We start from the raw sequence: 26,031 nt of genomic DNA on the forward strand, positions 1-26,031 counted from the left end.
ATTGCGTTCCTATTTAGTGCATGCCCTGCGCCGGTGCCAATCCGCACGGCGCGGAATCCGGGTTCAGGGCCGGCCGGCTTCCCAATCCGCAGGCAGCCGCCGGTCAACACGGATCTCCTGCGGCGAGAGGCGGCAGGCATAGACCAACGCCTCGACGCCAGCCGCCTGCGCCGCCGCGAAGGCGCGCCAGTAGGCCGGGTCGAGGTCCGCGGCGGGCCGGAAGCCGTCGCAATCCTCCCGCTGCACCACGAACAGCATCACCGCCCGCGCGCCGGCCTGCGCCATCTCCGCCAGTTCGGCGAGATGCTTTGCGCCCCGTGCGGTGACGCAGTCGGGGAACTCCGCGGCGCCGCTTCTGCCGCTGCCGGCCCGTTTCAGGTGGACGTTCTTCACCTCCACATAGCAGGGCGGCCGCGCCGGATCCTCCAGCAGAAGGTCGATCCGGCTGTTGCGGCCATAGCGGACCTCGCGGCGCAGGCCCTCATAGCCCGCCAGTTCCGGGATCGTGCCCGCGGCCACCGCCTCGGCCGCCAGCGCATTGGGCCAGGCGGTGTTGATGCCGACCAGGCCGGCGCCGGTCGCGGGGTCCGCCTCCACCAGCTCCCAGCTCCATCTCAGCTTCCGCGCCGGGTTGCGGGCCGGGCTCGCCCAGAGCCGGCGGCCGGGGTCCAGCAGGCCGAGCATGGCGCCGGGGTTGGCGACATGGATGGTGTCCGGCCCCGGTGCGTCGTCGAACTGCACGTCGGCCAGGAACCGCTTGTAGCGGCGCAGCAGGCGGGCGGGGCGAAGCGGGTCGGGAAAGCGCATCGACCTCCAGTGCCAGGGGCTGCCGGAGATGGCAAGCCGCTTGGCCATCCCGGCTTTGCCATCGGGGGCGGCGGTGCTACATCCGCCACAGGCAAGGCGGTGTGACTGAAGGAAGGGGAGGGGCCGGTGGCAGAGGAAGGCAAGATCGTCACGGCGGCGATGCTGGTGATCGGCAACGAGATCCTGTCCGGCCGCACCCAGGACGCCAACATGCACTACATCGCCGGGCGGCTGAACGAGCTCGGCGTGCGCCTGGCGGAAGCGCGTGTGGTGCGCGACGTGACGGAGGAGATCGTCGCCGCGGTCAACGCCCTGCGCGCCCGCTACGACTATGTCTTCACCTCCGGCGGGATCGGCCCGACCCATGACGACATCACCGCCGACGCGATCGCGTCGGCTTTCGGCCTGCATATCGACATCCGCGACGATGCGCGCGCCCTGCTGGAGGCCCATTACGAGCCCGGCCAGCTGACGGCGGCGCGGCTGCGCATGGCCCGGATCCCCGACGGGGCCAGCCTGATCGACAATCCGATCTCCACCGCGCCCGGCTTCCGGGTGGAGAACGTCTTCGTCATGGCCGGCGTGCCGGCGATCTTCCGCGCCATGTTCGAGAGCTGCCGCCACGACATCGCCGGCGGCGCGCCGCTCTTGTCGCGCACGATCTCGAGCGAACTGCCCGAAGGCCGCCTCGCCGAGCCGCTGGGCCTGCTTCAGGAGCGCTATGCCGATGTCGACATGGGCTCCTACCCGTTCTACCGGGGGCAACGGTTCGGCACCTCGATCGTCATGCGCTGCACCGACGCGGCCCGGCTGGACAGCGCGGTGGCGGAACTGAAGGCATCGATCGTGGAACTCGGCGGCAGCCCCCACGAGGGCGATCCCCCGGCCTGAAGCGGATCGGCGCAGCCGGCTGCCACGGAAACGCCGCGTTTCGGACACGCGGTCGAACGCTTCCCCTGCGAAACCTGACATGGTCGACGATGCGGCGGCGGCGCGGACGGGCTCCGCGGCCGGCGTATCACCTGGAAGGAGAGCGAAGGAAGGAGATCCCCATGCCCAAGGTCCCGGCCATCCGCAGGCCCGTTTCGGCCGTCCCGGCGATCGCATCGGTGGCGCTGGCGGCTTTCATTGCCGCTCCGGCCGCCCAGGCGGCCGAGCTGACCAGCTTCAGCTGCAGCGACGAAAGGCTGGCACGCAACGTGACGACCATGCCGGTCACGTTCCAGAAGTCGGCCGACTCGCCGGTCAGCAAGACCTTCACCGCGCACCTGCAGGGCCGCAAGTCGCGCTTCTCCGCCCCCGAGGCGATCACCGCCACCTGCGAACTGAAGCCCGACCTGCACTATATCGTCGAGGGCTATGACCGGGCCACGGGGCGCTACCTGCCGGTGAACGGCGCATACAAGATGGCCATCGCCTGCAAGGCCGTCCGCGCCGACGGCACCGGCTACCAGGGGATCGAGAGGCGGCTTTCGATTCCGGCACCGGCACAGGGCGGGCCGTTCGACGATCCCGAGGCGCGCAGCCGCTTCGACACCGCCGCCTGCCAGTCGGCGACGAGCGCGATCCGCGGCAGTCTCAGCCGGTAGTCAGCAACCGATGGCCGGCGGCCGTTAACGGTCGTTCAACACTGGTCCGCCAGACTTCCGCCTTTGGGTGTTGCGCTGCGGGATTGCGCCTGTTGCGGTGCAGCATTATCTGTACGCATCCGGCATCGCCGCAGGCGGGCCGGGCAGACAGCCACAAGGCGGCCCAGCATGAACGCCATTCGCCGCGCGGCCTTCGGCCGCCAACCGCTTTCCACCCGTCCCGGCAGTTCCAGGTCTGCCGCCGGCAAGGACGCCATCCTGCGTGCACGGCACCGGGCGAGCCAACGCGCTGCGCTTGCAGCGCTGCGCCGCGCCGGCCGCGGCACGCGGGTCCGCAGGCGGAGCGGTGGCCTGCGTCGCTGAGATCTTCAGGCCCAGATTGTCCGGCGGCTACTGTCTGTCCGGCAGACAAAGGCGGCCTGGACGCGGGCGCCGCGCAGGCCCGATAATCCCGGCCTCAGGATCCCTGCGTCACCGCATATAGGGGTCTGCGCCGGGCGTGGCGGAATTGGTAGACGCGAGCGACTTAAAATCGCTTCAGGGTTCCCTCCGACCCCCTAAGCATCCCCCTTGGACCGCAGGAAACTGCGGATCTCCGGGTGCTTTGTATGTTTTCGATCTTGGAGGCGTGACGGCGAAGCTGGAAAATCATTGGCGTCACACCGTCACTGCGTTCCCGTTTAGGTCCCTTTCAGAGCCACGATTGAGACCGCATTTCGGGACGCATCATCCCTCCTGGCTCGTAATTAATGGCCCACTGTGAATGAACCTCCGTGCGCTCGGCACTCGGAGACAGTGCGGGTGACATCCAGTCCGATGGTCCATTGGGTGGATCGGTACGCCCCATTGTCCCCGGCTTGGTCGCACTGCCCCCTCAATCCACCCTGACCAAGGAGAACCCATCACCACCACGACCAACCCCGAACCACGCGACCGCCCCTTTGAGCCCCGCAGGCGCCCCAGAAGCACTCAGGCGAAGGCCCTGGTGGCGGACGCCATCCCGCTCCTCGAGGCCCATGAGACCCGACAGCGGCGCCGGAAGGCAGGACACGATCAGGAGACCTTCGGGGCCACCGTGGCAGCCGTCCTGTGCGACGTCGTCCACCATCACCTGACCGGTCGCGACGGTGCCGTAGCGATCCCCCGCTCAAGCACGAAGCTGGGTACCAAGAGCCGATATCGGCATCGGGTCCTGTCCAAGCAGCTTCCCCAGATCCTGGACGCGATGGCCAAGCCGGAAGTTGGCCTGATCCGGCAGGAGGTGGGCAGACGTGGTCTGTTCGGCTTCCAGGGCTGGGAGACCACCATCCAAGCCGGGCCGCGTCTGCGACAGCACATCCGTGTCCTCGATCTCGACAAGACGGACCTGAAGCTGGCAGCTGAGGGTGAGGTGATCATCCTACGCCGCGACGAGGATGACAGCCCAGAAGGACACGACAGCCCAGGCCAGGACGCCGACATGGGCGCCACGAAGGCCCACGGTCGGAAGACCAGGAAGGTAGTCGTCGAGTACGAGGACACTTCCGACACGAACGCCATGCGAGCCAGGATGGAGACCATCAACGAATGGCTCTGGCAGGCGGACCTGGATGTGTACGAGGCCCTGGTGGGGCACCACGAGGTAGACCCTGAGGAGCGCCGCCTCCGCCGGATCTTCAGCTTGAGGAGGTTCGACAGGGGCGGGCGGCTCTACGGCGGCTTCTGGCAGACCATGAAGAAGGAAGCCCGTCGGAAGGCCATCACGATCAACGGGGAACCGGTCGTCGAGTTGGACCTGGGCCAGGTGGCGCCACGCATCCTCTACGGCATGGTCGGTGCCAGGCCGCACTGGAAGGACGCCTACATTGTCCCCGGTCACGAGTGGCATCGCGAGGGCATCAAGCTCCTCCTCAACACCATCCTCTTCGACACCAAACCCCGAACCCAGATGCCCCAGGGCGGCCGGAAGTTGTTCAGCATGTCCGACCATGCCAACGACAAGACCAGCCACAAGCAACTCCGGGAGAAGGAGAAGGTCGAGACGATCATTCAGGCCATCGGAGACCACCACCATCCCATCCGGCACCAGTTCTTCACAGGGGTGGGCCATGAGGTCCAGTACCGGGAGAGCGAGATCATGGTGGAGATCCTCCTCAGGCTCAGGGAGAACGACGTCGTCGCCCTGCCCATCCATGATGGCCTTCTGGTGCCCAGGTCTGCCCTGGAGGTCTCCAGGGAGGTCATGGTGGGGACCTTCGAGGAGATGGCCCAGGTAGAGGCTGTTGTCCGGATGAAGGGTTGGACAACCCACTAACGAAGGAAACCCTTTGGGTCTGGTCCTCGTGGTGGTTTGGTGAAGACGTAGATGTCTTGGAAGGCGATCATCGGGAGCATTGTATGGGTAGCTGGGGGGCTCCTGTTATGGAGTACCCGTAGGCTCCACCGATGAGCCTCACCGCATCCTGGTGGTCGACACGTCCACGAGACGATAGCTCATGGAGTCCACAGGGGGCGCTGTACGGGGTTCGGAGGTCTCCTCGGTGGGGGAAGGCCTCTGGTGATCCTCGAAAGCCTGTGTGCGGGCCTCACTCATGGAGAAAAGGGATGGCATGTCGGCAGCTTTGGCGCCGATGTCGGTGATCCGACTTACTGGCTCCCGCCACTGCCGCCGCCGCCCCCGCCTCCGGCACCACCACCGGCAGACCCGGCGCTGTTGGAGATCAGGACGGCCAAGCTGCGGGACTGGACCACCTCGTTCAGGTCCTGGAAGGACGCGAAGCTCTTTCCCTCCAGGCCGTAGAAGCTGGCCGCCTGGGTTGCCGTGACCATCCCCTCCACTCCATCCGGGGCCGGCTCCCCGTAGATGCGCAGGACCTCGGCGGACAGCTCGGTGATCTCCGGGGTGCCCATGGAGTCGGACATGCCGGTGGTCTTGCAGCCGGTCACCGAGCCTACGGCCAATGCTCCTGCAACCAGCCAGCGAAAAGGAGGCCACGCGGTGGTCATCACCTACGCGACGGGTCCGCGATAATCCTCGAACGCGAGCCGTAGAGGACGATTACACGATCGCCTTCGGCAAATCGTTGAGCCGTGCCCTGGACCACGGTCAGCAAGGCGCCGTTCTCCGTTTCCACGACGTACTCAACTGCCTTTTGGCCGGTAGTACCTTCCTCGATTGCCGCACCAGCAACACCACCGGCTACAGCACCCGCGATTGCCCCGATCACATTGGTGCGCGTGTTACCACCAATGAACGATCCACCAACAGCCCCGGCCCCAGCCCCGGCGGCTGCACCTACGCCGGACTGACTACCTTGCACATCGACATTCCTGGCGCTTACGACGGTCCCTCGGACAGAGCGGTTTACCTGACCAACAGAGGTTGCCGTGTAGGAGTCTGGGGAGATGTCTCGCTGGCACGCCGCGAGCGCGGCCGCCAAGGCTAGTGCGACGACGACTTTTCTCATTGTGATCTACGAACTGGGTGCTGAGCGGTCGGGCTTGCTCGGCGCGGGGAACATTGGGCGCTTCAGGTCGACTGTCTCCAAAGCCTGGAGGAAGGCGAGAACGTTGTTCTTCACAGAGCGGTTCACGCTTTCCCGTGCTCGGACCACGCCAAGAAAGTCATAGTCCCCCGGTGTCGTGCCTTGGGAGGTTATGTCCTGCGAGAAAATGATATCGCCATTGCTGCGGTCGATGATCTCGTATTTGGCGACGGTGTCGGTGGTCATGGAGATGCCCATGGCCGGGACGTCAAGCTTCAGCACCTTCACCGCTATCGACACTGTCTGAGGGGCTCTGTCGGTGAAGATAGCCATCCTGGCCAGGCTTTCTTCGATGGCGCCTTCCCAGGTGTCGGTAAGGGAGGTGCCTGAGCCCATTGCGCCGCCGGCTTCTGTGAACATGGTCTCCACTTCGCCCTGCTGTTCTCCTTCAGGGGCAATGCTGACCGTTATCGAGCGGACCTCCGCTGGCAGCTTGGTCGTCGAAACCCCTACGTTGTTCGGTGTGAACTGAAGAGGTGGTAATTGCTTCGCGCAACCGCCCAGTCCAATGGCGACGAATGCGATGGCAAACCAATAGCGCTTCATGTGGTCCCCCCGGATGTGTTCCGCGTTTGGTAGCCTAGCGGGCGGTTTTGGGCTTTGACGAGCAAATTCGACATAGCGCGCCCGCCAATGGGGCATTGCTGTCAAGTGGCGCAACCGCCCAAGGCCGAAATCAGGTCCGGATTTTTGGGGCAAGTTTGTGAGCGGCTACCCACGGACCTTGTGGGGTCGACTTCCCCCCGTTGGGGGGTGGTTCTGCGCAACATGGCGCTTGATGCCTGGGGGTGGGGTGTGGCTTGGAGCGCCCCTTCCACTTCGAGGGCATGCCCGTCCGCATCTGGGATGCCAGCGGCGAGCCCTGGTTCGTCCTGGTGGATGTCTGCCGGGTCCTGGAGATCGGCAACACCACCATGGCTGCCCGTGCCCTGGACCCCGACGAGAAGAATACCCTCAACATTACTGATGGTAATCGCGGCAACCCCAACCGGACCATCATCAACGAGAGTGGCCTTTACTCCCTGATCCTGACCAGCCGGAAGCCGGCGGCCAAGCGGTTCAAGAAGTGGGTCACCGCAGAGGTCCTTCCGTCGATCCGCAAGACGGGCAGCTACGGTGCCCCGGCCCTGGACATGCGGGACCCGGCTCAGATGCAGCAGGCGTTCTTGGGGGGCTCAGGTAGGGGGTCAGAAAAGCCTCGCCGATTGACGGCTTGAAAGGCCCGGAAACCCTCGCCCATAACTGGCCCATCTAATGGGTCGGAAAAGAGTTGATTTCTGACCCTATGGTTCCCAGGTGGTGGTCGAGGACGGCAACGGCCCACCAGCACCAGGGGACGGACCATGACCAATACCGCAGCCATTTACCTTCGGGTCTCCACCAACGAGCAGACCACCCAGAACCAGCGGGAGGCTCTCCAGGCTGTAGCTGAAAAGGCAGGCTGGGAGGTGGCCGAGGTCTACGAGGATGCCGGCATCAGTGGCGCCAAGGCCAGGGACAAGCGTCCTGCCCTAGACAGGCTCATGAAGGATGCCGCCCGCCGCCGGTTCGATGTGGTGATGGCATGGTCGGTGGATCGCCTGGGGCGGTCCCTGACGGACCTGGTGGGCCTGTTCGAGGACCTGAAGGCATCCCAGGTGGACCTCTACCTCCACCAGCAGGCCCTGGACACCTCGACCCCCTCAGGCAAGGCCATGTTCCAGATGTGCGGAGTCTTTGCGGAGTTCGAGCGGTCGATGATCCAGGAACGGGTCAAGGCAGGTCTGGAGAGGGCCAGGAAGTCCGGCACCCGGCTCGGTCGGCCCAGTGTGGGGGACACCGTCGAGGAGGCCATCAGGGAGCGCCTGGAGGCCGGCATGGGCAAGCGCAAGATCGCTGACGAGCTTGGTGTCGGGAAAGGGACCGTGGTCCGGGTGGCGAGAGCCCAGGCGGCGTGAACGTCCCTCAAGTCACTACGCCCCTGGCCCTGGTGACGCTTGGAGCAGGCCTGCACAGTTACTCCCGTCGACGTAGAGGCCGAGTTTCCATATGGGACCGGCCGGCCCAGGGTATGGCTCAGACTGAGGAGCGCCCAGAAAATTGGCGGACCTTGCAGTGATGTGTGAGCGGAAGAAACAGAATGAACAGAAGCGCTGTTGAGGCAGCTATCGGCAATCGACGAGCAGATGGAATCGGCACTAAAGTGCACTCATTGAGTTTTGGGGCAATCAGCGATGGCGAAGAGCGTTAAGGCCCTGGTGGAGCCTGCGGTGCTCGCTTGGGCGAGAAAGACTGCAAAGCTGACTGTGGAAGAAGTTTCGACCCGCATTCACGTAGATGAAGTTCGCATCAGTGGATGGGAGGACCCTGAAACCGACGATGCGCCAACGGTCCGCCAATTGCAGCGGCTTGCCGGCATCTACAAGCGTCCCCTCGCTGTCCTCTACCTCTCGGAACCGCCCACAGAATTCCAGGCGTTGCGCGACTTCCGTCGGCATCCCGGATCTACTGACCCTACTTCGCCCGATCTTGTCTACCAGATCCGGCGCGCGCAAGAACGCCGGCATATCGCACTTGACCTCCTCTCCATCGAGAACGAGACGCCTAGCCGCCTGGAATTGCAGGCCTCCCTTGCGAGCGACCCGGAAAATGTTGGGCGAGACGTGCGGGATCTACTTAACGTAGATGAGCAGCAGGTGAGCAGTTGGCGAGACGCGCGCGAAGCCTTCAATGGATGGCGTAGGGCTATCGAAAGCAAAGGTGTGCTCGTCTTCCAAGTGAGTGGCATTCCGGTTAGCCAGATGAGGGGATTTTCGGTTTGGGAACCAGAGCTGCCAATCATTGCAGTCAATATGCAGGATGCCCCGAACGGCAGAATGTTCTCGCTCTTGCATGAGTTCACACACTTGATGCTGCGCGAAGGTGGTATCTGCGACTTCGAAGAGGATGATCGCTCACCAAGCCAGGCCGTGGAAGTCTTCTGCAATGCGGTAGCTGGCGCTGCGCTCCTGCCAAGCTCGGATCTGCTAGGCGATCCCGTCGTTGTTGATCATGGTCGCGGGCCAGCTTGGTCAGATGCTGAACTTCAGGATCTGTCGCGGCGCCACCGTGTAAGCCGAGAGGTCGTTCTACGGCGGCTCTTACGGTTTGAACGCACCACTCCAGGTTTCTACCGCCAGACGCGGCAGCGCTTTCTGCAGGAATACGTGCGAGCGCGAGAAAGCAGCACCGGTTTTGCGCCCCCATCTACCCTGGCTGTGGCTAGGCTGGGCAAGCCATTCGCCCGATTGGTGCTCAGAAGTTACCGCAGTGAGCGAATATCGCTGAATGCAGTCTCAGACTACCTGGGTGTTCGGGTAAAGCACCTGCCGAAAATCGAAGAATTAGTGGCGGCTGCGTGATTCGATGTACTCGATTGATACCAGTGCCCTGCTTGATGGCTTGGTGAGGCATTATCCTATCGCTACATTTCCAGGGCTTTGGAGCCGGATCGACGACCTGATCCAGAATAATCGGCTCAAAGCATGTGAGATGGTAAAAGATGAACTCGATCGTAGGGATGACGATGCTTCGGCTTGGATAAAAGCAAGGCCAGAAATGGTGGTCCCGATCGACACTGAGCGACAACCGCACATTCGTCGAATTCTTGCTACACACCCTCGGCTTGTGGACACGCGTAGAGGTAGGTCGACGGCAGACCCCTTTGTCATTGCCTTGGCCATGCAGCTCGGTTGCCCAGTGGTAACTGGGGAGGCGGCAACTGGGGTTCCTACAAAGCCCAACATTCCGGACGTGTGTCAAGCAGAGGGAATTGAATGCATCACGTTCCTACAACTCATCCAGCGGAGTGGGTGGGTATTCAGATAGAAAAGACTTCTCCAGGGACGGGACAGTTAATAAATTGAAGAGATTTGAACGCTTATTCATGGCATAAACTAAGGGACTGTCTACGTCTAGGAGGTGGATATGCCGAGTAGAGAGGAAGATGGCGTCTCCATCGACGGAGATCGTTGGGATCAAACGCCAGAGTTTGCCGCCATGATCCAGCGATATTCATTGAATGCGCAACAACGTGCCGCCGAAGAGTTCTCTCGTCTAGTGTCGCATATGACGCCACGCTGCCGTTCTCCGTCAGAGTTCCGACTGTTGTTGGCATTAATTGATGCGCTTGGTGATATTTCGGACTTTGAGATCAGCTGGATGAATGGCGATGGGCGCTTCGAGCTTGAGCCCTGGCGTTACATTGACTGTATGTACGCTTACTGCAACGCTCAAGTTGGTTCATTCATCGCAGATTTCCTCTTTGAATTTGACTATATGGACCAGAGAGCCTTCGTAGTCGTCGAGTGCGATGGGCATAAATTCCATGAACGTACGAAAGAGCAGGCTCGACGGGACCGAAGCAGAGACCGTTGGATGACATCGAAAGGCATAAAAATTCTACGTTTTACTGGCTCGGAAATTTACCGAGATGCTGACAGGTGTGCTAACGAAGTCGTAAATCTTCTCATGAAAGTATACGGAGAGGTCACAGAAGGATTTTCGCCCCACCGGACGGGTAATTCTTGATCGGATTCGGCCCAGGTTTACTCTTGGAGCAAAAATAAACTGCGACAGGTTGGTCCTCCGTTGCTGGTCATTTGATCAGCTAAAATTCCTGATCTGACTAGGTGAGTCGTCGACTGACCGGTTCTCCCACGTTCATCCACTATAGTCGCGCTGCAGGGTGTTCGGGATCATTCTGTCACCGCGGACCTCTGCGCTAGTCACAAGGTACGACGACGCTTTCGGACTACAAGCGCGAGCCGAAATCTAGGCTAGATCTTCATCTTCTACGTAACCTGTAGAGTACCGGCATTCTAGCAGTGCCCGAGATTTGCCAAATATCAACATCCGCATGTCATGGGATATCAGTCTTTTTGACGATACCTCTCGCATGCCAGACAGCAACAAAGGGGGGGGCAATTCATCCCATGTCCCCCTCTCGACATCTGCAGAGGTAGATCCCATCTCGTATATATCCGGTCGCCATTGACCGGCGCTGGATGGGAAGCTTCGCAGGGGCGCATGGCTAGTATCGAGACGATTTCTAAGCCCGTACCTGCCTAATGGTCTGCCATCCGGTCCAACTAGCTAGAGCCTTGGAGGCATATGACGATGTTGGAACCCATTTCTGAGGATGGGGCCACAGTTGGAAGGACCGCTCGAGCCAAGCTGCACCGCGCCCTGGATGTCTGGCACAGCCGGACGAACGGCCTGGGGAGCGTCAACGAGCTGCGAACCTTGATGTACGTGGCAGAGCGACCTGGGGCGTCTGTCCGGGAGATCGCCAACCGCATGGACATGAGCGGTCCAGGGACCACCCAGATGGTCGCGATGCTGACCCGGAAGTCACGAGGAAAGAGCCCCCCGTTGGAACTGCTGAGGGTTGAGAGGGACCCCAAGGACGGGCGGGGCCGGCATCTGTACCTGACCACGAAAGGCAGGGCCTTGGTCGACCGACTGACCGAGGAACTGGTGGGGTGAGATGCCCCGCAAGTGCCCAGCTGGATGCAGCTGTGGCTTTCACTGAAGCGGCCGCTGAGTGCGCCGCGATCAACATCAACAGAATGAGGAGAACTGTATGACAGCACGGCAACGAGGGCAGAGCTGGCAGGCCGACTTCAGCATCCAGGGCCGGCGGTACCGCCGGGACTTCGACACCAAGCAAGAGGCCGAAGCCTGGGAGAGGGACACCAGGGAGACGGTCAAGGCCGGTCGCACCGAGGCCCTGGTGAAGCAGGTCCGGGACATCAAGATGGAGGAGCTGAAGCGGAAGGCCCACCAACGGTTCTGGCAGGGCACCAAGAGTGAGCTGGGCAGCGTGCGGAATGCCGAGGCTGCCGTGGCCTACTTCGGGGCCTCAACACCGGCATCCCAGGTGACCGCCGCCTGGATCGACGATTGGATCTCCGGGCTCCAGGACGAGGGCAAGGCCAACGGCACCATCAACCGCAAGCTGGCGGCCCTGAAGCGGATGCTAAGGTTCGCCCACCGCATGGAGTACATCGAACGGGTCCCGCATATCGAGATGCTGAAGGAGAATGGCGGCCGGATGTACGTCCTGGACGAGCAGGAGGAGGCGAGCGTCCTGGGGCTGGCCCGGCAGTGGGGCTACGAGGAGGAGGCCGACCTGCTGGAGTTCTTGATTCTTCAGGGCTGCCGCCTGGGCGAGGCCCTGAAGCTGACCGACCGGGACATCGCCGTGACCCCCAAGGGTGGGCACGTCACCTTCGGGGACACCAAGAACGGGGACGACCGGATGGTTCCGCTGCGGGCCAGGGCTCAGGAGATAGTAGCGCCGCGCGTCCGCCGGGGTGGGAAGCTCTTCAACACCACCATTTGGCGGGCGGAGAATGTCTGGGCTCGCATCCGTGCCCACATGGGGATCGACCGCAAGGACTTCGTCATCCATGCCCTTCGGCACACCTGCATCTCCCGGTGGGTGGCGGCCGGCATCCCGCTGCCGATGGTCCAGAAGCTGGCGGGCCACAAGACGATCATCACCACCCGCCGGTACACCCACTTCAGCCAGACCCAGCTCGACGGGTTCATGGCCCAGCTCGACCAGACCGAGGCACCGGCGGATCACCTCCGGGTTGTGAAGTAGATACCCCGAACAGATTTATCCTGTCGTGATAAGGTGTGACGACACCTGTGCCGTGGGCGTGGCGGAACGGGTAGACGCGGGGGGCTTAAAACCCCCTGGCTTATGCCGTGCAGGTTCAAGTCCTGTCGCCCACACCAATATCCTGGAGCTGTCGTAAGCTCTCAGGGGGGTCGGAGGACCCAGCTGGCACTACCCACCGGCCAGAAGTCCAAGCCTCTGTGTGAGGCTCCTTGTCCGAGATACCTAACAGCTTGGACTTAAAATCGCTTGGCTTATGCCGTGCCGGTTCAAGTCCGGCCGCCCGGACCAGCCGAAGCCCTAGTCGCTGATGATCTCCAGGATCCGGCGGGTTGCCTCCCCGATCAGCAGCACCTCGCTGTCTGCCCGCACATAGACGGCGCCGGGTGGCGGCTGGCGATAGTCGCGGATGACGGAATAGGGCAGGTCGGCCGGCAGGACCTGACCCACCTGCCACTTTTTCGCCTGGCCCGGCGGCACGCAGCCCTTCTTGGCCAATCCGGGCGGACAGTGGGACGGACCGCCGGCCACCTTGCCTTGCACGGCATTGCCTTGCGCGGCATTTGCGGGCCCGGCGGCTGCAGCGCCGAGGCCAAGGGCAAGTGTCACGGCGATCATGGCCACGAGGCCGCCGTTCGGCCGCGTGCGCGGGTCGCCGCGCCGGCAATCGGTTCTGTATCTGGTCGACATGGTCTGGCCTCCTCCTGCTCTGCACCTCGGCTCCGCAAGCTCCCGCAAGAACGGGGTCATGGCGTGCGAGGTTCCGGACCTGGTCACTGCCGCCCGGTGCAGCGCTCAGACGCGATAGGGGTCGCGGCGGCCAGGCTGGCCGTGCGGCGTCGGCGTGGCCTGTCCGGCAAAGACATTGGCACCGATCAGCGCCGGATGCAGCGGTCCGCCGCCGATAGGGTTCTCGGTCCAGCGGCGGCCCGGGCCGTCCTGGCCGGCGACGGCCTGGTCCAGGGCGGCCGCGAAGCGGCTGGCGCCTGCGGCCGGGCGGTGCCGGTCCTGCTGCTGCGGAACCGTGTCCCGTTCCATCTGCCAGGCGCCGGGGCGGATGGCAGTGACTTGTGTCGCGTAGCCCATCTGTCGTCTTCCGCTCTGTCAGGGCAGCCCCGACTGATAAATAGATTGGCAGGCGCAAAGTTCCTGTGGCGGACGTCACAGTGCTGCGCGAGACGGTGACATACGTGGCGAATTCGGCGGGAAGTTGGCCATCGCCGGGCGCTGATTGGGCGAGGGAGCGGGCGCCCGCCCGCATGAGCCCTGGCGCCGTGCCGGCGAAGAGCGTATCGAACTCCCGCGGGCGCTGGCATACCCTCGCCCCTGCCCGCCGGTGCGTCGCCCGGCTGGCGCCGGCTTGGCGGCGTGCGCTCTGGCGGAACGGGTCGGGACGAACGGCATGGCTCTGGGATGACGCTCCGCTACCGGGCGGTCGGTTTCGTGATCGGCCTGCTCCTGGCCATGCTCGCGCTGCTGATGCTGCTTCCGGCCGTCGTCGACCTGGCCGACGGCAATAGCGACTGGCTGTCGTTCGTCCTGGGCGCCGCGGTCACCGGTATCGCCGGCGGCTACCTGATCATCTCCTGCCAGTCCTCGGGGCCGTTCGAACTGGAGGTGCGCGACGCCTTTGTCCTGACGGCGGCGACCTGGGTCGCGATCCCGGCCTTTGCCGCCCTGCCGCTGATCGGGCTGGGCATCAGCTATACCGACGCCTTCTTCGAATCGATGTCGGGCCTGACCACCACCGGCTCGACCGTCCTGACGGGGCTGGACGGCCTGCCGCGCGGGATCCTGTTCTGGCGGGCCCTGCTGCAGTGGATCGGCGGCATCGGGATCATCGTCATGGCGATCGTCATACTGCCCTTCCTGCGGGTGGGCGGCATGCAGCTGTTCCGCACCGAGAGTTCGGAGCGGTCGGAGAAGATCGTCCCCAACGCGTTCTCGATGGTGGCCTGGATCCTGTCGGTCTATGGCCTGCTGACCCTGGCCTGCGGAACCCTGTTCCTGGTCTTCGGGATGTCCGCGTTCGACGCGCTCTGCCACGCCTTCTCGACCCTGTCGACGGGGGGCTATTCGACCCACGACGCCTCGTTCGGCTATTTCCGGGAGCCGGGCGCGGAGTGGGTGGCGGTGGCCTTCATGCTGGCCGGCGGGCTGCCCTTTGCCGCCTATATCCGGATGGTACGCGGCGAGAGGGCGGCGCTCTGGCGTGAGCCGCAGGTCCGGGGCCTGCTGGCCAGCCTGTTCGTCATCATCCTGATCGGTGCCGCCGTCCTGGTCGTCGACCGTGCCTACGCGCCGCTGGATGCGCTGCGCGAGATGGCGTTCAACACCGTCTCCATCGTCACGACCACCGGTTTCGCCAGCACCGACTATACCCTGTGGGGCCCGTTCTTCGTCGCGCTGTTCTTCGTCCTGACCTTTTCCGGCGCCTGCGCCGGGTCCACCAGCGGCGGCATCAAGGTCTACCGGCTGCAGGTGCTCTGGCTGTCGCTGGGCGCCTATCTGGCCCGCACCCCCAGCCCGCACCGGGTCGTGGTGCTGCGCTACGGCGGGCGGCGCCTGCCGGACGATGTGCCGTTCGCGGTGCTGGGCTTCCTGGCGGCGTTCCTGGGCTCGGTCGCCCTGGTCACCGTGCTGCTGGGGGCGATGGGGCTCGACTTCGTCACCGCGCTGACCGCCGCCAGCACCGCGATCACCAATGTCGGCCCCGGCCTGGGGCCGGTGATCGGCCCGGCGGGCAATTTCGCCGGGCTGCCGGATGCGGCGAAATGGCTGCTGGCCTTTGCCATGATGCTGGGCCGGCTGGAAGTGTTCACCGTGCTGATCGTGCTCGACCCGCGGTTCTGGCGGGGATAAGCCGCGGTCTTGCCGGCATGGACCCGGCGGGCCGGCAGCCTATCATTGCGGTTCCTCCGCCGTTCGACATGGACCCGTCCCCAGTGATCGATCCGCCTTCCGACCGCGACCCGCCAGGACCGGCGTCCCGGCCGCTTCGCCTGCTGCTGCTGTCGCCGGCGGCGGAGATGCCTGGCGGGGTGGCGGAATATGTCGGCATGATCCTGCACTGCCTGTCCCCCGCCGTGGTGGGAGAGCGCTTCGCGATCGGCCGGCGCCCGGGGGAGGGGGGCCATTCGCCCTGGCGGATGCTGCGCGACTATCTCCGCTTCGCCGTGCGCCTGCTGGGCCGCGACCGGCCGGACGTCCTGCATGTCAACCCGACCCTGGACCGCAACGCCCTGCCGCGCGATGCGCTGTTCCTCGTCCTGGCGCGGCTGCGGCGGCCGCGGGCGGTGATCGTCACCTTCCACGGCTGGCGGCAGGGCACCGAACGGCGCCTGCTGTCGCCCGGTCCGACCGGCGCCGTGCTGCGTCTGGGCATGCGGCTCGCCTTGCGGGGGGCGGACCGCGTCCAGGTCCTGGCCGAACCCTACCGCCAGGCATTGCTGAAGCTGGGGCTGGAAGCGGAGCGGGTGGCGACCACCAGCACCATGTTCGACGGCCGGCTGTTCGGCGGCCGGCTGCCCGACGACCGGCTGTCCGACGACCGGCTGTCCGACGACCGGCTGTCCGACGGTGAGGCGCCGGCAGGCCCGGGGCGCGAAGCCGGCCCGCGCCGGCGGATCCTGTTCCTGTCGCGCTTCGTGGCCGGCAAGGGGGGCGCGGAACTGATCGAGGCCTTCGGCGTCCTGCACGCGGCATTTCCGGAGTTCCGCCTCACCATGGCCGGCGACGGGCCCCTGGCGGCCGAATGGCGGCAGCTTGCCGCGGCGTCGCCGGCCCGGGCGGCGATCGACTTCCCGGGCTATGTCTCCGGTGCCGCGAAGGCCCGGTTGCTGCAGGACGCGCTGCTGTTCGTGCTGCCCAGCGCGACGGAAGGAATGCCCGTCTCGCTGCTGGAGGCGATGGCCGCCGGCGCCGCGGCCCTGGTCACGCCGGTCGGCGGCATCCCGCTCGTCGTGCGTCCCGGGCAGACCGGGGCGTTCCTGGAAACCGCCGATGCGGCAGGCATCGCGGCCGCCCTGCGCGACATGCTCGCATCGCCCGGCCTCGTCGAGGGCATGGGCAGGGCGGCGGCGGAACTGGCGTGGCAGCACTACGAGAGCGCGCAGGTGGTGGCGCGGCTCGAACGGCTGTACCTGGAGACCGCGGCGGCGCGGCGGCGATAGCGCCGGCGGCCGGCGCGGCGCAAAGAAAAAGGCCCGGCACCTGGGTGCCGGGCCCTGTCGCAAGACCGATCCCGCAAGACCGGTCCCCCGACCGGCGGCGGAACGCCGCCAGTCGGGGTTCCGCTGCCGTCTTACGGCGCCATCCGGATGATGACCAGACGGTTGCTCTGCTCTTTCACGCCATCGGCGGTCGGTTTCGGCAGGTTGAATTCGCCGCGGACCGACATCTTGATCGCGCTGGCCGGCACGCCGCGGGCCTCCAGGGCACCCTTCACGGCAGCCGCCCGGCGGGCAGCCAGATCCTCGTTGTAGGTCACGTCGCCGGAGGTGTCGGTGTAGCCGTACAGCGCGACATTGGCGAACCCGTCCATGCCGAACGCCTTGGCGGCATTGGCGATGGTCTCTTCCGCGGCCTGGTCGAGGAAGTTGCTGTCATGCGCGAAGTAGACGCGGTAGCTCTTGGCATCCGGCTTCTTCATCGGCTGCAGCTGCGCCATCGCCTTCTCGAACTCTTCGCGGCACATGGCGATGTGGGCGGGCTGCCGGTTCTCTTCCTGCTGCTCCATCCAGCAGTCGAACATCGCCTGGGCACGGGCGGCCGGCTTCGGGCTGCCCTGCTTGGCGCCGCTGGCGAGGGCGGCGGCCAGGCGCTGGCGGGCGTTGGACAGGTCGCCCTCGGTGCCGGCCGGCAGCATCCGGGCGTCCATCGCCGTCGGCTCGACGGCTTCGCCCTTGGCGACCATGATTGCCCGATCGGCATAATAGTCGGAATCGCCGTAGTCGGACTCGCCATACTCGAACTGCGACAGCTCGATATACTCGCCATAGAGCGCGGTATCGAAGTCGGTGCCCGACGGCACCACGGTCCTTGCGGTCTCAAGCCGCGTGCCGCAGGCGGCCAGCGCGAGACACGCTGCGGCCACACCCGCAATCCCAAGAATCCTGTTCATCCCCGTCGTTCCTCCTCAAGGTGGTGGAAGCAGCACCGTGGGTGCCCCTCATGATGGTTCCGGCAGGACCCCGCACGGCCCCGGCGCAGGGGGTCCAGTCTGATTCCGGTACGCTTGCACTCTCGCAAAACTGCTGCGGCAAGTCCAATATCGGCGGAGCAAACCGCGCCGCCCTACGACGATTGGCGTAGAAGCGTTGCATCCCTGCAGCGGAGCCTGTACCCCTCCGGCCGGGAACAGACCATGTCGGAAGGCACCATGCTGCAGCATCAACAGAAGAGCCCGGCATTGCCGGAGCGGACCGTCATCCTGGGCGCGGGCGGCTTTGTCGGCGCGGCTACTGCCGCCGCCCTGAAGGCCGCAGGCGGCGAGGTGCTGGCGCTGGGACGGGGCCAGGTGGACCTGCTGGCGGACGATGCGGCGGACCGCCTGGCGGCGCAGCTGAAACCCGGCGATGCGGTGATGTTCGTCTCGGCCAAGGCGCCGGTGAAGGACAATGCGATGCTCCTGGACAATATCCGCATGGGCGATGCGGTCTGCCGCGCCCTGGCGGCCTCGCCGGTGGCGCATCTTCTCTATGTCAGCTCCGACGCCGTCTATGCCGACACGCCGGTGCCGCTGACCGAGGCGTCGGCCGCGGCGCCGGGCTCGCTGCACGGTGCCATGCATGTTGCGCGCGAGGTGATGCTTCGCAGCAACCTGCCGCAGACCCCGCTCTGCTGCCTGCGGCCCACCCTGATCTATGGGGCTTCCGACCCGCACAACGGCTATGGCCCGAACCGCTTCCGCCGCCTGGCCAACGAGGGCAGCCCGATCCGCCTGTTCGGCGAGGGCGAGGAACTGCGCGACCATGTCCTGGTCGACGATGTGGCCGAACTGGCGCGCCTGATCCTGTGCCACCGCAGCACCGGGATCCTGAATGCGGCCAGCGGCACGGTGACTTCGTTCCGCCGGCTGGCGGAGCTGGCGGTTGCCGCAGCCGGCCGCGAGGTGGCGATCGAGGGCTCGCCGCGCAGCGGGCCGATGCCGCACAACGGCTATCGCCCGTTCGACATCACGGCGATCCAGCAGGCATTCCCGACCTTCCGGCCGACCCCGATCGAGGACGGCATCGCCCTGGCACAGAAGACGGCGGCCGCCGCGGCCTGAGGGCCTTCCGGCCTGTCGCCTTGCCTGCGGTGAACGCTGCCGCGGCCGATCCGGATGCCGGCCGCATCCTGTGCAGCGGCTGGTGGCCGGCAGCGTCGCTGCGCTGTTCGGTCGACCTGGACCGGCCCGTCGACCCGCCGGCGGACCTGGCCGGGGCGGCAGAGGCGGCATGGCAGAACCATCTGCTGCGGCATCCCGCCGATTTCGACGGCCGGATCCTGCACCTGCTTTCCTGGAGCGGCGGCGTGCCGGGCGAAGCGCCTGCCTTCCGGCTGGCGCCCATGCGCTTCGCCTTCCAGGCGGCGCGGCGCGCCCCGGACCTGCAGCCGGCCGATCGTGCGCGTCTGCCTGGGCCGATCGGCCTGTCGGTGATCCCCCGCACCGCTGACGGAAAGCTGATCCTGGCGCGCCGCTCCGACCGCGTCTCGATCGCCCAGCGCAGCCTGTTCTTCTTCGGGGGGTTCGGCGAGCCGCCGGCCAGCAGCGGCCCGTTCGACCTCGCGGCGGAGGCGCTGCGCGAACTGCACGAGGAACTGGGGACCGGCTTCATTACCCGGGATGTCGGCCTGCTGGGGCTGGGGGAGCGGCCGCGCGGACACCAGCATGCGGTCTTCCTGGCGGACCTGGATGCCGATTCCGACACGGTCCTGGCCCAGGCGGGCGAGGCAGCGGATGCCTTCGAGTGGGACCGGCTCTGGGCATTCCCGCCGGCAGAGCTGTTGCGGCTGCAGCCGGCGGAGCTGGAGGCGGGGGCAAGCTCCTATGCCTTCGAGGCGGGCCGGATTCTCCTGGCCCGCCATCTGGGCCTGCCGGAGCCGGTGCCGGCGCCGGGCGAGCTCCCCTGACCGGCAGGGCCGGCGCGATCGCGCGGGGCGGTGAGGATCCGGTCCGTCCCCCTGGTCAGTCTTCTGCGCCGAATCCCTGCAGGGCGCCGAACATCGCCCTGGCCTGGAAGTCGTTGGCCTTTTCCTCCAGATAGCTGATTTCGTCGGCCAGTTCGTCGGCCCGCTGGCGCAGCGCTTCCGCTTCTTCGGCGACGATCTGTGCCTGCATGTCGCGAATCCGGGCGAAGACGTCGGAACCGGGTTCGTCTGCACCGGCCGGATGGTAGTCGGGGATCGACAGGATCTGCGTGCACAGGTCGATGGTTGCGGATACGGTGGGCATCAGTCCCAGCGGCGCCCCGGTGCCCAGCGCCACGATGCGCCAATAATCGCCATCCTCATGCACACCCAGTCCGTCACAGGCATAGCCCGATACCTGGATGCTCTCGCTTCCGCCGTCCGGGCCGACGATTTCCGTGCGGAAGGCCGTCGCGGCAAAGTCATGCGCCGCGAAGGCCGCCGTGATCGCATCCTGTTCCGCCCGGCCTTCGGCGGTGCGGTCTGTGGTCATTCTCAGTCACTCTCCGCGAGGGCATCGGCCGGAGCATTCCCGTTGCCGGTGCCTGCAATACCAGATTCGCCGAACTTGGCGACTGCCGTCGACGGACGCAACCGTCCGGATGGCCGATGACCGACGCGCCGGACTTCACGCCATGGTGGTGGCAGGACGTGGCCACCGCAGCCGTTCCGCCCCGGGACCCGCCCCCCGTCGCGGAGATCGCCGTGATCGGCGGCGGCTATACCGGCCTTGCCGCCGCTCTGACCTGTGCGGAGGCAAAACGTGACGTCGTCCTGCTGGAGGCGGACCGGCCGGGCCGGGCGGCGTCCGGCCTGAACGGCGGCATGGCGGGCGCCGAGCTGGCGCACGACTGGTTCGCGCTGGAACGCCGCTTCGGGCGCAGCAGGGGGGCCGCCCTGGCGCAGGAAGGCCGTGCCGCTCTGGGCAGCCTGGAGGCACTGCTGCAGCGGACCGGGATCGACGCCGACTACGACCGCTGCGGCCGCCTGAAGGTGGCCGTGACCCCGCAGCAATACGTCGCGATGCAGCGCGCCGCCGAGCCCTTGGCGGCGATGTTCGGCATCGCGCCGCAGCCGGTGCCGCCGGCGGCGCTGGGCGCCCATCTGGCCGCCAGCGGCTATCATGGCGGCCTGGTCTGGCCGCTGGGCGGCGGGCTGCATCCGTTCAAGCTGGTGCAGGGGCTGCTCCGCGCCGTCCAGAAGGCCGGCGTGCCGGTCGTGCCGCATTGCCCGGTCTACCGGCTGGAGCCGGACCCGGCGGGGGAGGGCTACCGGTTGGTCACGCCGCTGGGCACCATCAGGGCACGTCGGGTGATCGTGGCCAGCAATGCGCTGTCGCCGAAAAGCTTCCGCTACATGCGCCGCCGCCAGGTGCCGGTGGGCAGCTACATGATCGCCACCGCCGCGATCGGCGCGGAGCGGGTCCGGTCGGTGATCCCCTGCGGCCGCATGATCGTCGACGGCTATCGGCGGCTGCATTACTACCGGCCCTCGCCCGACGGCAGCCGGATCCTGTTCGGCGGCCGGCCGCAGATCCTCGACACCCGGCCGCAGGCCTGTGCCCGCCGGCTGGCGGCGGAGATGCGGCAATTGCTGCCCGCCCTGGCCGACGTGCCGGTCACCCATGCCTGGAGCGGCATGCTGGGCTTCGCCCTCGACAAGCTGCCGCATATCGCGGAGCCGCTTCCCGGCGTGGTCGCCTGCGGCGGCTATGGCGGTTCCGGCGTGTCGATGTCGGTTCATCTGGGCACCAAGGCGGCATTGCGGCTGATGGGTCGCAGCGACGGTGCGACGGCGTTCGACGACCTGCCGTATCCCACCCATCCCCTGCACCGCGGTGCCGCCTGGTACCTGCCGGCGGTGATGGGATGGTATGCCGCGCGCGACCGCATCGGGATCTGACGATGCGGCCGCGCGACACCCTCTGGCACCGGCGGGTGCTGGCGCTGGCCTGGCCGGTGATGATCGGCAACATGACGGAGCCGCTCCTGGGCGCCGTGGACTCCGCCGTCGTCGGCCATCTGGAGGCGCCGCAATACCTGGCCGCCGTCTCCGTGGGCACGACGATCTTCTCCTTCGTCTTCTTCAGCTTCAACTTCCTGCGGATGGGGACCACGGGCCTGACGGCACAGGCATTCGGCGCCCGCGACGATGCGCTGGTGAAGGCGATCTTCCTGCGCGCGGCGGCGATCGGCCTGGCGCTGGGCATCCTGGTGATCGCGCTGCAATGGCCGATCCGCTGGCTCGGCCTGGCGGTCTACGACCCCGGCACGGAGGTGGCCGTCCTGGCGGATTCCTACCTTGCCATCCGGCTGTGGGGGGCGCCGGGCGCGCTGCTGAATTTCTGCGTCATCGGCTGGTTCATCGGCCGGCAGGATACGCGCACGCCGCTTCTCCTGCAGGTGCTGATCAATGTCGGCAATATCGCCCTCGACCTGCTCTTCGTCGTGGTCCTGGACTGGTCCGTCGCCGGTGTGGCGCTGGCCTCCGCCCTGTCGGTGAGCTTCGGCGCGCTGCTCGGCGTGGCCCTGGTCTGGCGCGCCGCCCGGCGCCGCCATGGCCGGCAGCCGGCGGCGCCGGTCTTCGACCTGCCGGCCATGCGCCGCCTGGTGGTGCTGAACAGCGACATCTTCCTGCGCACTCTCTGCATCCTGGTCGCGATCGGCTTCCTGGTGCAGCAGGGGGCCCTGCTGGGCGAGGTGGTGCTGGCCGCCAACGCGATCATGCTGAACATGTTCATCTTCCTGGCGTTCGGGCTGGACGGCTTCGCCTTTGCGGCCGAGGCGCTGGTGGGACGCGCCATCGGCCGGCGGCGGCGGCGGGACGTGCGCCACGCCATCCTGGTCTCCAGCCTGTGGGCGGGGGCGGCGGCGCTGGCCTATGTCCTGGTCTACCTGGCCCTGGGGGCGCAGATCGTGGGCGCGCTGACCTCGCTGCCGGAAGTGAAGGCGGAAGCGCTGGACGTGCTGTTCTGGATGCAGCTGATGCCGCTCTTGGGAGTGTGGAGCTTCCAGCTGGACGGCATCTTCGTCGGTGCGGCACTGACCCGGGAGATGCGGAACTGGATGCTGGCGGCGCTGGCGGCCTATTTCGCCACCTGGGCGCTGCTGCCGACGGAGATGGGCAATGACCGCCTCTGGGCCGCGGTCAGCGTCTTCCTGGTGGCCAGGGCACTGCCGCTGGCGCTGCTGCTGGGGCGGGTGCTGGACTGTGCCGGGCCGGCGTCCGGCCGCCTGCCGCAATCCGACGAGGCGGCGGTCAGCCGCGCTGATCGAGCGGTGTGACCGCGGCAATGATGGTCTTCGACAGCAGGGTGACCTCGCCGCTCTTCTGTTCCCGGAACGGGAAGAAGCCGTTCGCCTCGTTGAGCATGTCGAGCACCCGCTGGTTCGCGGCGATGTAGACCTGTCCCCGATGGATGGAGCCGTCGTTCAGCGCGATCTCCACGTCGACGGCGATCTTCGGGATGTAGTGCGGTTTCGCCAAGGTACTGGTCCCTGCCTATCGTCCCTGCCAATAATCCCTGGGCGCGTCAGCGCCGGTGCGACAGGCGCCAGAACAGCGGGGCTGCGACGATGACCAGCACGATACGCCAGATGTGCATGGTCGTGACATACGCCGTATCGGTATCCAGGGCGAGGGCGACCAGCGCCATCTCCGCCAGCCCGCCGGGCGCGATCGACAGGGCGACGACCGCGGCCGGCAGGCCGATCAGCGGCGCGGCGGCGAAGGCGGCCGCGACGGTCAGGGCCAGCAGCAGCAGCGTGGCGCCGACCGCTTCCTTCAGGGTGTGCGCCAGCTCGCGCCAGCGATAGCCGTGGAAACGGCTGCCGATCGCGGCGCCCAGCACCACCTGTGCAGCGGCGACCAGCACCGCGGGTGGCGTGGCCTGGGTCAGGCCGGCCAGATGGATGCCCGCCGACAGCACCAGCGGTCCGGTCAGCACCGCGGCCGGCAGTCGCACCGCGGCCGCCAGCGGCCAGCCGATCAGGATGCAGCCTGCCAGCAGGGCCCAGTCGCCGGCGGCGACCTGACCGACCGGCGGCGTCGGCAGCAGCGACGGCACGTCCAGCTGGGCGCCGAAGCGGAAATAGAAGGGGATGACGAAGACGACCACCATGATCCGGGTGGCATGGACCAGGGAGATCCGCCGCACATCGCCGCCATAGGCGCTGCCGACCAGGATCATCTCGGTGATGCCGCCCGGCGTGGCGGAAAAGAAGGCGGTCACCGGGTCGTAGCGCCGCACGACGCGGAAGTAGAAGGTCATCGCCGCCATGCAGAGTGGCACGAACAGCGCCACCAGGACAAAGCCGCCCAGCCATTCGTCCAGCCGCCCCAGCAGCTCCGGGGTGAAGGCGGATCCCAGCATCACGCCCAGCAGTGCCGCCATCGGCCCGCGGGCCATGGAATGCACCGGCACGGCAATGCCGGCGACGGCGGCGGCCATGGAGGCGCACATCGCGCCCAGCATCCAGGCAAGCGGCATGCCGGTGAGCCAGAACAGCGCGCCGCCCGCCGCGCCGAGCGCGAGGGCGAGGGCGGTCCGCAGCCAGAGCTGTCCGTCGCGCCAGTCATGGCGGGGCAGCCCGGCCCGGCTTCCGTCCCCGGCGCCGGCCGCCGCCTCTCCCTCTGGCTCCTGCGCGGGATCCGGGCGGCCTGCCGCCGTCACGGCAGGAACTGCTCCGCGATGATCCGCTCCTCCAGGCTGTGTTCGGGATCGTAGAGCAGGCGCAGGGTCACGTCCGGGGCCTCTGCGATCGTCACCCTGACGACATCCCGCACCTCGGTGGCGTCGGCCGTGGCGCTGACCGGCCGCTTGTAGTGATCGAGGATGTCGAGCTCCACCTGTGCGTGGCGGGGCAGGATCGCGCCGCGCCAGCGACGCGGGCGGAAGGCGCTGATCGGCGTGAGGGCGAGCACCTGGGCGTTCAGCGGCAGGATCGGGCCATGGGCGGACAGGTTGTAGGCGGTGCTGCCGGCCGGCGTGGCCAGCAGGATGCCGTCGCAGGTCAGTTCATCCAGCCGCACACGGCCGTCGACCTTGATCCGCAGCTTCGCCGCCTGCCGGGTCTGGCGCAGCAGCGAGACCTCGTTGATCGCCAGCGCTTCCATCTCGGTGCCGCCGTCATGCATCGCCCGCATGCGCAGCGGGTGAAGGCTCGCCACCTCCGCGTCACGCAGGCGCTCGCGCAGATTCTCCTCGGAAAAGCCGTTCATCAGGAAGCCGACGGTGCCCTGGTTCATGCCGTAGATCGGCGTTCCCTGCTGCATGTAGCGGTGCAGGGTCTGCAGCATGAAGCCGTCGCCGCCCAGGGCGACGATGCAGTCCGCCTCGCCGGGTGGCACGCCGCCATAGCGCTCCTCCAGCCGACGCTTCGCCTCCGTCACGCCCTGACCTGGCATGGCGACGAACGCGATCTTCTCGCCGATGGTCATTTGTCCTCGATGGCTGGCAGGGAGGGGGCCGGCGGGGTTGGCCGGTGGCCCCGGGGGGCTTTCGATCGATCGGGGCGACTGCCCCCTTGGGCCTTTACGCGCTGCGATCGTGCGCCGGCGCCGATGGCGCTGGCCAGTGTCGCGCTGCGCAGTATAGGTTTTCCCGCGGCAATGGCGATGGCCTTGCCGCCCGGGCCGGCGGTCGGCCAGGGCCGGCGGTCGGAATGAGGCCGGCCGCGTCTCCACCGGAAGGAACGTCCATGACCGACATCAGGCTTCTGCGGACCGGCCTGCGCCAGGCCCTGCACCGCGTATCGCCCGGCACCGGCCGCGTCGCAGAGCCGCGGCGCCGGGCCCGGCATTCGCTGCTGGCCGTCGTGGCGATGTCCCTGGCCCTTGTCCTGGGTGTCGCTTCCAGCGGCCATGCGGAGGACCGGCACGAGGAATATTACTACCCCTCTCCGGTGACCAGCGAGACCTATGTCTCCCGTGCCCAGATCATGCCGGAGGCCGAGCGTGCCACCAGGCTCGGCTTCGTCACCGGCCTGACGCAGCAACTGCTCAGCCGGCCCTATCCGCCGGGCTATGTGATCTTCGCCAAGGGCAACGAGGCTGAGAAGATGATCATCGTCGCCGTCGGCGACAACGGCTTCCGCACCCTTTACCAGGCACGGGCCCTGCTGGCGGAACTGACGGCCGTGGCCCGCTCCACATCCCTGCTGCAGGAACTGGCGGTGGAGGACATCTTCACTTTCTTCGATCTGGCTCGCCTGCTGGGCTTCGAACAGATCACGATCTCGAACGGGGTCGACTTCTCGCACCAGATCGAACTGGACTAGCCGGCGGCGGCCTG

General features: G+C 66.6%; 26 protein-coding genes and 1 tRNA gene. 17 read left to right on the top strand and 10 right to left on the bottom strand.

Annotated elements, in window-relative coordinates:
• Positions 1-63 precede the first annotated feature (63 nt).
• The gene (gene sfsA, locus ACFOGJ_RS19100) at positions 64-807 is read right to left on the bottom strand and encodes a DNA/RNA nuclease SfsA (protein ID WP_379903692.1); all 744 of its coding nucleotides are present in this window, start codon (positions 805-807) and stop codon (positions 64-66) included.
• 126 nt (positions 808-933) lie between these two features.
• On the opposite strand from sfsA, the gene ACFOGJ_RS19105 reads away from it, so the two are divergent.
• From ACFOGJ_RS19105 to ACFOGJ_RS19115, 3 genes are all read left to right on the top strand, one after another.
• Positions 934-1,698: a competence/damage-inducible protein A gene (locus ACFOGJ_RS19105; protein ID WP_379903483.1), complete on the top strand. Its 765-nt coding sequence runs from the start codon at positions 934-936 to the stop codon at positions 1,696-1,698.
• A 161-nt stretch (positions 1,699-1,859) separates the two neighbouring features.
• Positions 1,860-2,396 (top strand): hypothetical protein, encoded by a 537-nt coding sequence (locus tag ACFOGJ_RS19110; protein ID WP_379903485.1) that lies wholly within the window; start codon positions 1,860-1,862, stop codon positions 2,394-2,396.
• Positions 2,397-3,381: 985 nt separating this feature from the next.
• A complete protein-coding gene (locus ACFOGJ_RS19115; protein WP_379903487.1) occupies positions 3,382-4,689 on the top strand; it encodes a hypothetical protein in 1,308 nt (435 codons plus the stop codon).
• Positions 4,690-5,021: 332 nt separating this feature from the next.
• Here ACFOGJ_RS19115 and ACFOGJ_RS19120 read toward each other — a convergent pair whose 3' ends face one another.
• A complete protein-coding gene (locus ACFOGJ_RS19120) occupies positions 5,022-5,336 on the bottom strand; it encodes a hypothetical protein (protein ID WP_379903489.1) in 315 nt (104 codons plus the stop codon).
• A 512-nt stretch (positions 5,337-5,848) separates the two neighbouring features.
• Positions 5,849-6,466, bottom strand: a complete 618-nt coding sequence (locus ACFOGJ_RS19125) for a hypothetical protein (protein ID WP_379903491.1) — start codon at positions 6,464-6,466, stop codon at positions 5,849-5,851.
• 254 nt (positions 6,467-6,720) lie between these two features.
• Here ACFOGJ_RS19125 and ACFOGJ_RS19130 point away from each other — a divergent pair, with 254 nt between their 5' ends.
• From ACFOGJ_RS19130 to ACFOGJ_RS19160, 7 genes are all read left to right on the top strand, one after another.
• The gene (locus ACFOGJ_RS19130) at positions 6,721-7,137 is read left to right on the top strand and encodes a BRO-N domain-containing protein (RefSeq protein ID WP_379903493.1); all 417 of its coding nucleotides are present in this window, start codon (positions 6,721-6,723) and stop codon (positions 7,135-7,137) included.
• A 126-nt stretch (positions 7,138-7,263) separates the two neighbouring features.
• A complete protein-coding gene (locus ACFOGJ_RS19135; RefSeq protein WP_379903495.1) occupies positions 7,264-7,857 on the top strand; it encodes a recombinase family protein in 594 nt (197 codons plus the stop codon).
• Between the two features lie 276 nt (positions 7,858-8,133).
• Positions 8,134-9,300, top strand: a complete 1,167-nt coding sequence (locus ACFOGJ_RS19140) for an XRE family transcriptional regulator (RefSeq protein WP_379903497.1) — start codon at positions 8,134-8,136, stop codon at positions 9,298-9,300.
• Positions 9,301-9,304: 4 nt separating this feature from the next.
• Positions 9,305-9,766: a DUF4411 family protein gene (locus tag ACFOGJ_RS19145; RefSeq protein WP_379903498.1), complete on the top strand. Its 462-nt coding sequence runs from the start codon at positions 9,305-9,307 to the stop codon at positions 9,764-9,766.
• A 99-nt stretch (positions 9,767-9,865) separates the two neighbouring features.
• The gene (locus tag ACFOGJ_RS19150) at positions 9,866-10,468 is read left to right on the top strand and encodes an endonuclease domain-containing protein (protein ID WP_379903500.1); all 603 of its coding nucleotides are present in this window, start codon (positions 9,866-9,868) and stop codon (positions 10,466-10,468) included.
• Positions 10,469-11,522: 1,054 nt separating this feature from the next.
• Complete coding sequence (locus tag ACFOGJ_RS19155) at positions 11,523-12,548, top strand: tyrosine-type recombinase/integrase (protein ID WP_379903502.1); 1,026 nt, start codon at positions 11,523-11,525, stop codon at positions 12,546-12,548.
• A gap of 52 nt (positions 12,549-12,600) precedes the next feature.
• Positions 12,601-12,685, top strand: a tRNA-Leu gene (locus ACFOGJ_RS19160).
• 181 nt (positions 12,686-12,866) lie between these two features.
• On the opposite strand, the gene ACFOGJ_RS19165 is transcribed toward ACFOGJ_RS19160, so the two are convergent.
• Both ACFOGJ_RS19165 and ACFOGJ_RS19170 read right to left on the bottom strand, forming a co-directional pair.
• Positions 12,867-13,016: a hypothetical protein gene (locus tag ACFOGJ_RS19165; RefSeq protein ID WP_379903504.1), complete on the bottom strand. Its 150-nt coding sequence runs from the start codon at positions 13,014-13,016 to the stop codon at positions 12,867-12,869.
• Between the two features lie 345 nt (positions 13,017-13,361).
• A complete protein-coding gene (locus ACFOGJ_RS19170) occupies positions 13,362-13,652 on the bottom strand; it encodes a hypothetical protein (protein ID WP_379903506.1) in 291 nt (96 codons plus the stop codon).
• 327 nt (positions 13,653-13,979) lie between these two features.
• Here ACFOGJ_RS19170 and ACFOGJ_RS19175 point away from each other — a divergent pair, with 327 nt between their 5' ends.
• Both ACFOGJ_RS19175 and ACFOGJ_RS19180 read left to right on the top strand, forming a co-directional pair.
• The gene (locus ACFOGJ_RS19175) at positions 13,980-15,428 is read left to right on the top strand and encodes a TrkH family potassium uptake protein (protein WP_379903508.1); all 1,449 of its coding nucleotides are present in this window, start codon (positions 13,980-13,982) and stop codon (positions 15,426-15,428) included.
• Positions 15,429-15,511: 83 nt separating this feature from the next.
• Complete coding sequence (locus ACFOGJ_RS19180) at positions 15,512-16,738, top strand: glycosyltransferase family 4 protein (RefSeq protein WP_379903510.1); 1,227 nt, start codon at positions 15,512-15,514, stop codon at positions 16,736-16,738.
• A 131-nt stretch (positions 16,739-16,869) separates the two neighbouring features.
• Here ACFOGJ_RS19180 and ACFOGJ_RS19185 read toward each other — a convergent pair whose 3' ends face one another.
• The gene (locus ACFOGJ_RS19185; protein ID WP_379903512.1) at positions 16,870-17,688 is read right to left on the bottom strand and encodes an OmpA family protein; all 819 of its coding nucleotides are present in this window, start codon (positions 17,686-17,688) and stop codon (positions 16,870-16,872) included.
• A gap of 258 nt (positions 17,689-17,946) precedes the next feature.
• Here ACFOGJ_RS19185 and ACFOGJ_RS19190 point away from each other — a divergent pair, with 258 nt between their 5' ends.
• Entirely contained in the window at positions 17,947-18,837 is an 891-nt protein-coding gene (locus ACFOGJ_RS19190; RefSeq protein WP_379903514.1) for an NAD-dependent epimerase/dehydratase family protein, read from the top strand.
• 29 nt (positions 18,838-18,866) lie between these two features.
• Positions 18,867-19,682, top strand: coding sequence for an NUDIX hydrolase (locus ACFOGJ_RS19195; RefSeq protein ID WP_379903516.1), 816 nt, complete (start codon positions 18,867-18,869; stop codon positions 19,680-19,682).
• 55 nt (positions 19,683-19,737) lie between these two features.
• Here the strand turns inward: ACFOGJ_RS19195 and ACFOGJ_RS19200 are convergent, their stop codons facing one another.
• On the bottom strand, positions 19,738-20,232 hold the full coding sequence (locus ACFOGJ_RS19200; protein ID WP_379903518.1) for a hypothetical protein: 495 nt from the start codon (positions 20,230-20,232) through the stop codon (positions 19,738-19,740).
• A gap of 116 nt (positions 20,233-20,348) precedes the next feature.
• Between ACFOGJ_RS19200 and ACFOGJ_RS19205 the strand changes: the two genes are divergently transcribed.
• Entirely contained in the window at positions 20,349-21,641 is a 1,293-nt protein-coding gene (locus tag ACFOGJ_RS19205) for an NAD(P)/FAD-dependent oxidoreductase (RefSeq protein ID WP_379903520.1), read from the top strand.
• A gap of 2 nt (positions 21,642-21,643) precedes the next feature.
• Positions 21,644-23,023 carry an MATE family efflux transporter gene (locus ACFOGJ_RS19210; RefSeq protein WP_379903522.1) on the top strand — a complete coding sequence of 460 codons (1,380 nt, stop codon included), beginning with the start codon at positions 21,644-21,646 and terminating at the stop codon, positions 23,021-23,023.
• On the opposite strand, the gene ACFOGJ_RS19215 is transcribed toward ACFOGJ_RS19210, so the two are convergent.
• From ACFOGJ_RS19215 to ACFOGJ_RS19225, 3 genes are read right to left on the bottom strand one after another with little or no spacing between them, the layout of a single operon-like run.
• Complete coding sequence (locus tag ACFOGJ_RS19215; protein ID WP_379903524.1) at positions 22,998-23,225, bottom strand: hypothetical protein; 228 nt, start codon at positions 23,223-23,225, stop codon at positions 22,998-23,000. The two genes, ACFOGJ_RS19210 and ACFOGJ_RS19215, sit on opposite strands and share 26 nt — an antisense overlap.
• 46 nt (positions 23,226-23,271) lie before the next feature.
• Positions 23,272-24,411, bottom strand: coding sequence for an AbrB family transcriptional regulator (locus ACFOGJ_RS19220; RefSeq protein WP_379903526.1), 1,140 nt, complete (start codon positions 24,409-24,411; stop codon positions 23,272-23,274).
• The gene (locus tag ACFOGJ_RS19225; protein WP_379903528.1) at positions 24,408-25,178 is read right to left on the bottom strand and encodes an NAD kinase; all 771 of its coding nucleotides are present in this window, start codon (positions 25,176-25,178) and stop codon (positions 24,408-24,410) included. The genes ACFOGJ_RS19220 and ACFOGJ_RS19225 overlap by 4 nt, the downstream gene beginning before the upstream one ends.
• Positions 25,179-25,438: 260 nt before the next feature.
• On the opposite strand from ACFOGJ_RS19225, the gene ACFOGJ_RS19230 reads away from it, so the two are divergent.
• Positions 25,439-26,017, top strand: coding sequence for a molybdopterin-guanine dinucleotide biosynthesis protein A (locus ACFOGJ_RS19230; protein WP_379903530.1), 579 nt, complete (start codon positions 25,439-25,441; stop codon positions 26,015-26,017).
• Positions 26,018-26,031 lie beyond the last annotated feature (14 nt).

It is taken from the genome of Marinibaculum pumilum, assembly GCF_042646425.1.
Classification (GTDB): domain Bacteria; phylum Pseudomonadota; class Alphaproteobacteria; order Ferrovibrionales; family Ferrovibrionaceae; genus Marinibaculum; species Marinibaculum pumilum.

Coding starts and splice junctions, on each gene's coding strand:
- sfsA (WP_379903692.1), bottom strand. CDS start 807: ATGCGCTTTCCCGACCCGCTTCGCCCCGCCCGCCTGCTGCGCCGCTAC.
- ACFOGJ_RS19110 (WP_379903485.1), top strand. CDS start 1,860: ATGCCCAAGGTCCCGGCCATCCGCAGGCCCGTTTCGGCCGTCCCGGCG.
- ACFOGJ_RS19125 (WP_379903491.1), bottom strand. CDS start 6,466: ATGAAGCGCTATTGGTTTGCCATCGCATTCGTCGCCATTGGACTGGGC.
- ACFOGJ_RS19135 (WP_379903495.1), top strand. CDS start 7,264: ATGACCAATACCGCAGCCATTTACCTTCGGGTCTCCACCAACGAGCAG.
- ACFOGJ_RS19140 (WP_379903497.1), top strand. CDS start 8,134: ATGGCGAAGAGCGTTAAGGCCCTGGTGGAGCCTGCGGTGCTCGCTTGG.
- ACFOGJ_RS19145 (WP_379903498.1), top strand. CDS start 9,305: ATGTACTCGATTGATACCAGTGCCCTGCTTGATGGCTTGGTGAGGCAT.
- ACFOGJ_RS19150 (WP_379903500.1), top strand. CDS start 9,866: ATGCCGAGTAGAGAGGAAGATGGCGTCTCCATCGACGGAGATCGTTGG.
- ACFOGJ_RS19155 (WP_379903502.1), top strand. CDS start 11,523: ATGACAGCACGGCAACGAGGGCAGAGCTGGCAGGCCGACTTCAGCATC.
- ACFOGJ_RS19170 (WP_379903506.1), bottom strand. CDS start 13,652: ATGGGCTACGCGACACAAGTCACTGCCATCCGCCCCGGCGCCTGGCAG.
- ACFOGJ_RS19175 (WP_379903508.1), top strand. CDS start 13,980: ATGACGCTCCGCTACCGGGCGGTCGGTTTCGTGATCGGCCTGCTCCTG.
- ACFOGJ_RS19185 (WP_379903512.1), bottom strand. CDS start 17,688: ATGAACAGGATTCTTGGGATTGCGGGTGTGGCCGCAGCGTGTCTCGCG.
- ACFOGJ_RS19190 (WP_379903514.1), top strand. CDS start 17,947: ATGCTGCAGCATCAACAGAAGAGCCCGGCATTGCCGGAGCGGACCGTC.
- ACFOGJ_RS19200 (WP_379903518.1), bottom strand. CDS start 20,232: ATGACCACAGACCGCACCGCCGAAGGCCGGGCGGAACAGGATGCGATC.
- ACFOGJ_RS19205 (WP_379903520.1), top strand. CDS start 20,349: ATGACCGACGCGCCGGACTTCACGCCATGGTGGTGGCAGGACGTGGCC.
- ACFOGJ_RS19210 (WP_379903522.1), top strand. CDS start 21,644: ATGCGGCCGCGCGACACCCTCTGGCACCGGCGGGTGCTGGCGCTGGCC.
- ACFOGJ_RS19225 (WP_379903528.1), bottom strand. CDS start 25,178: ATGACCATCGGCGAGAAGATCGCGTTCGTCGCCATGCCAGGTCAGGGC.
- ACFOGJ_RS19230 (WP_379903530.1), top strand. CDS start 25,439: ATGACCGACATCAGGCTTCTGCGGACCGGCCTGCGCCAGGCCCTGCAC.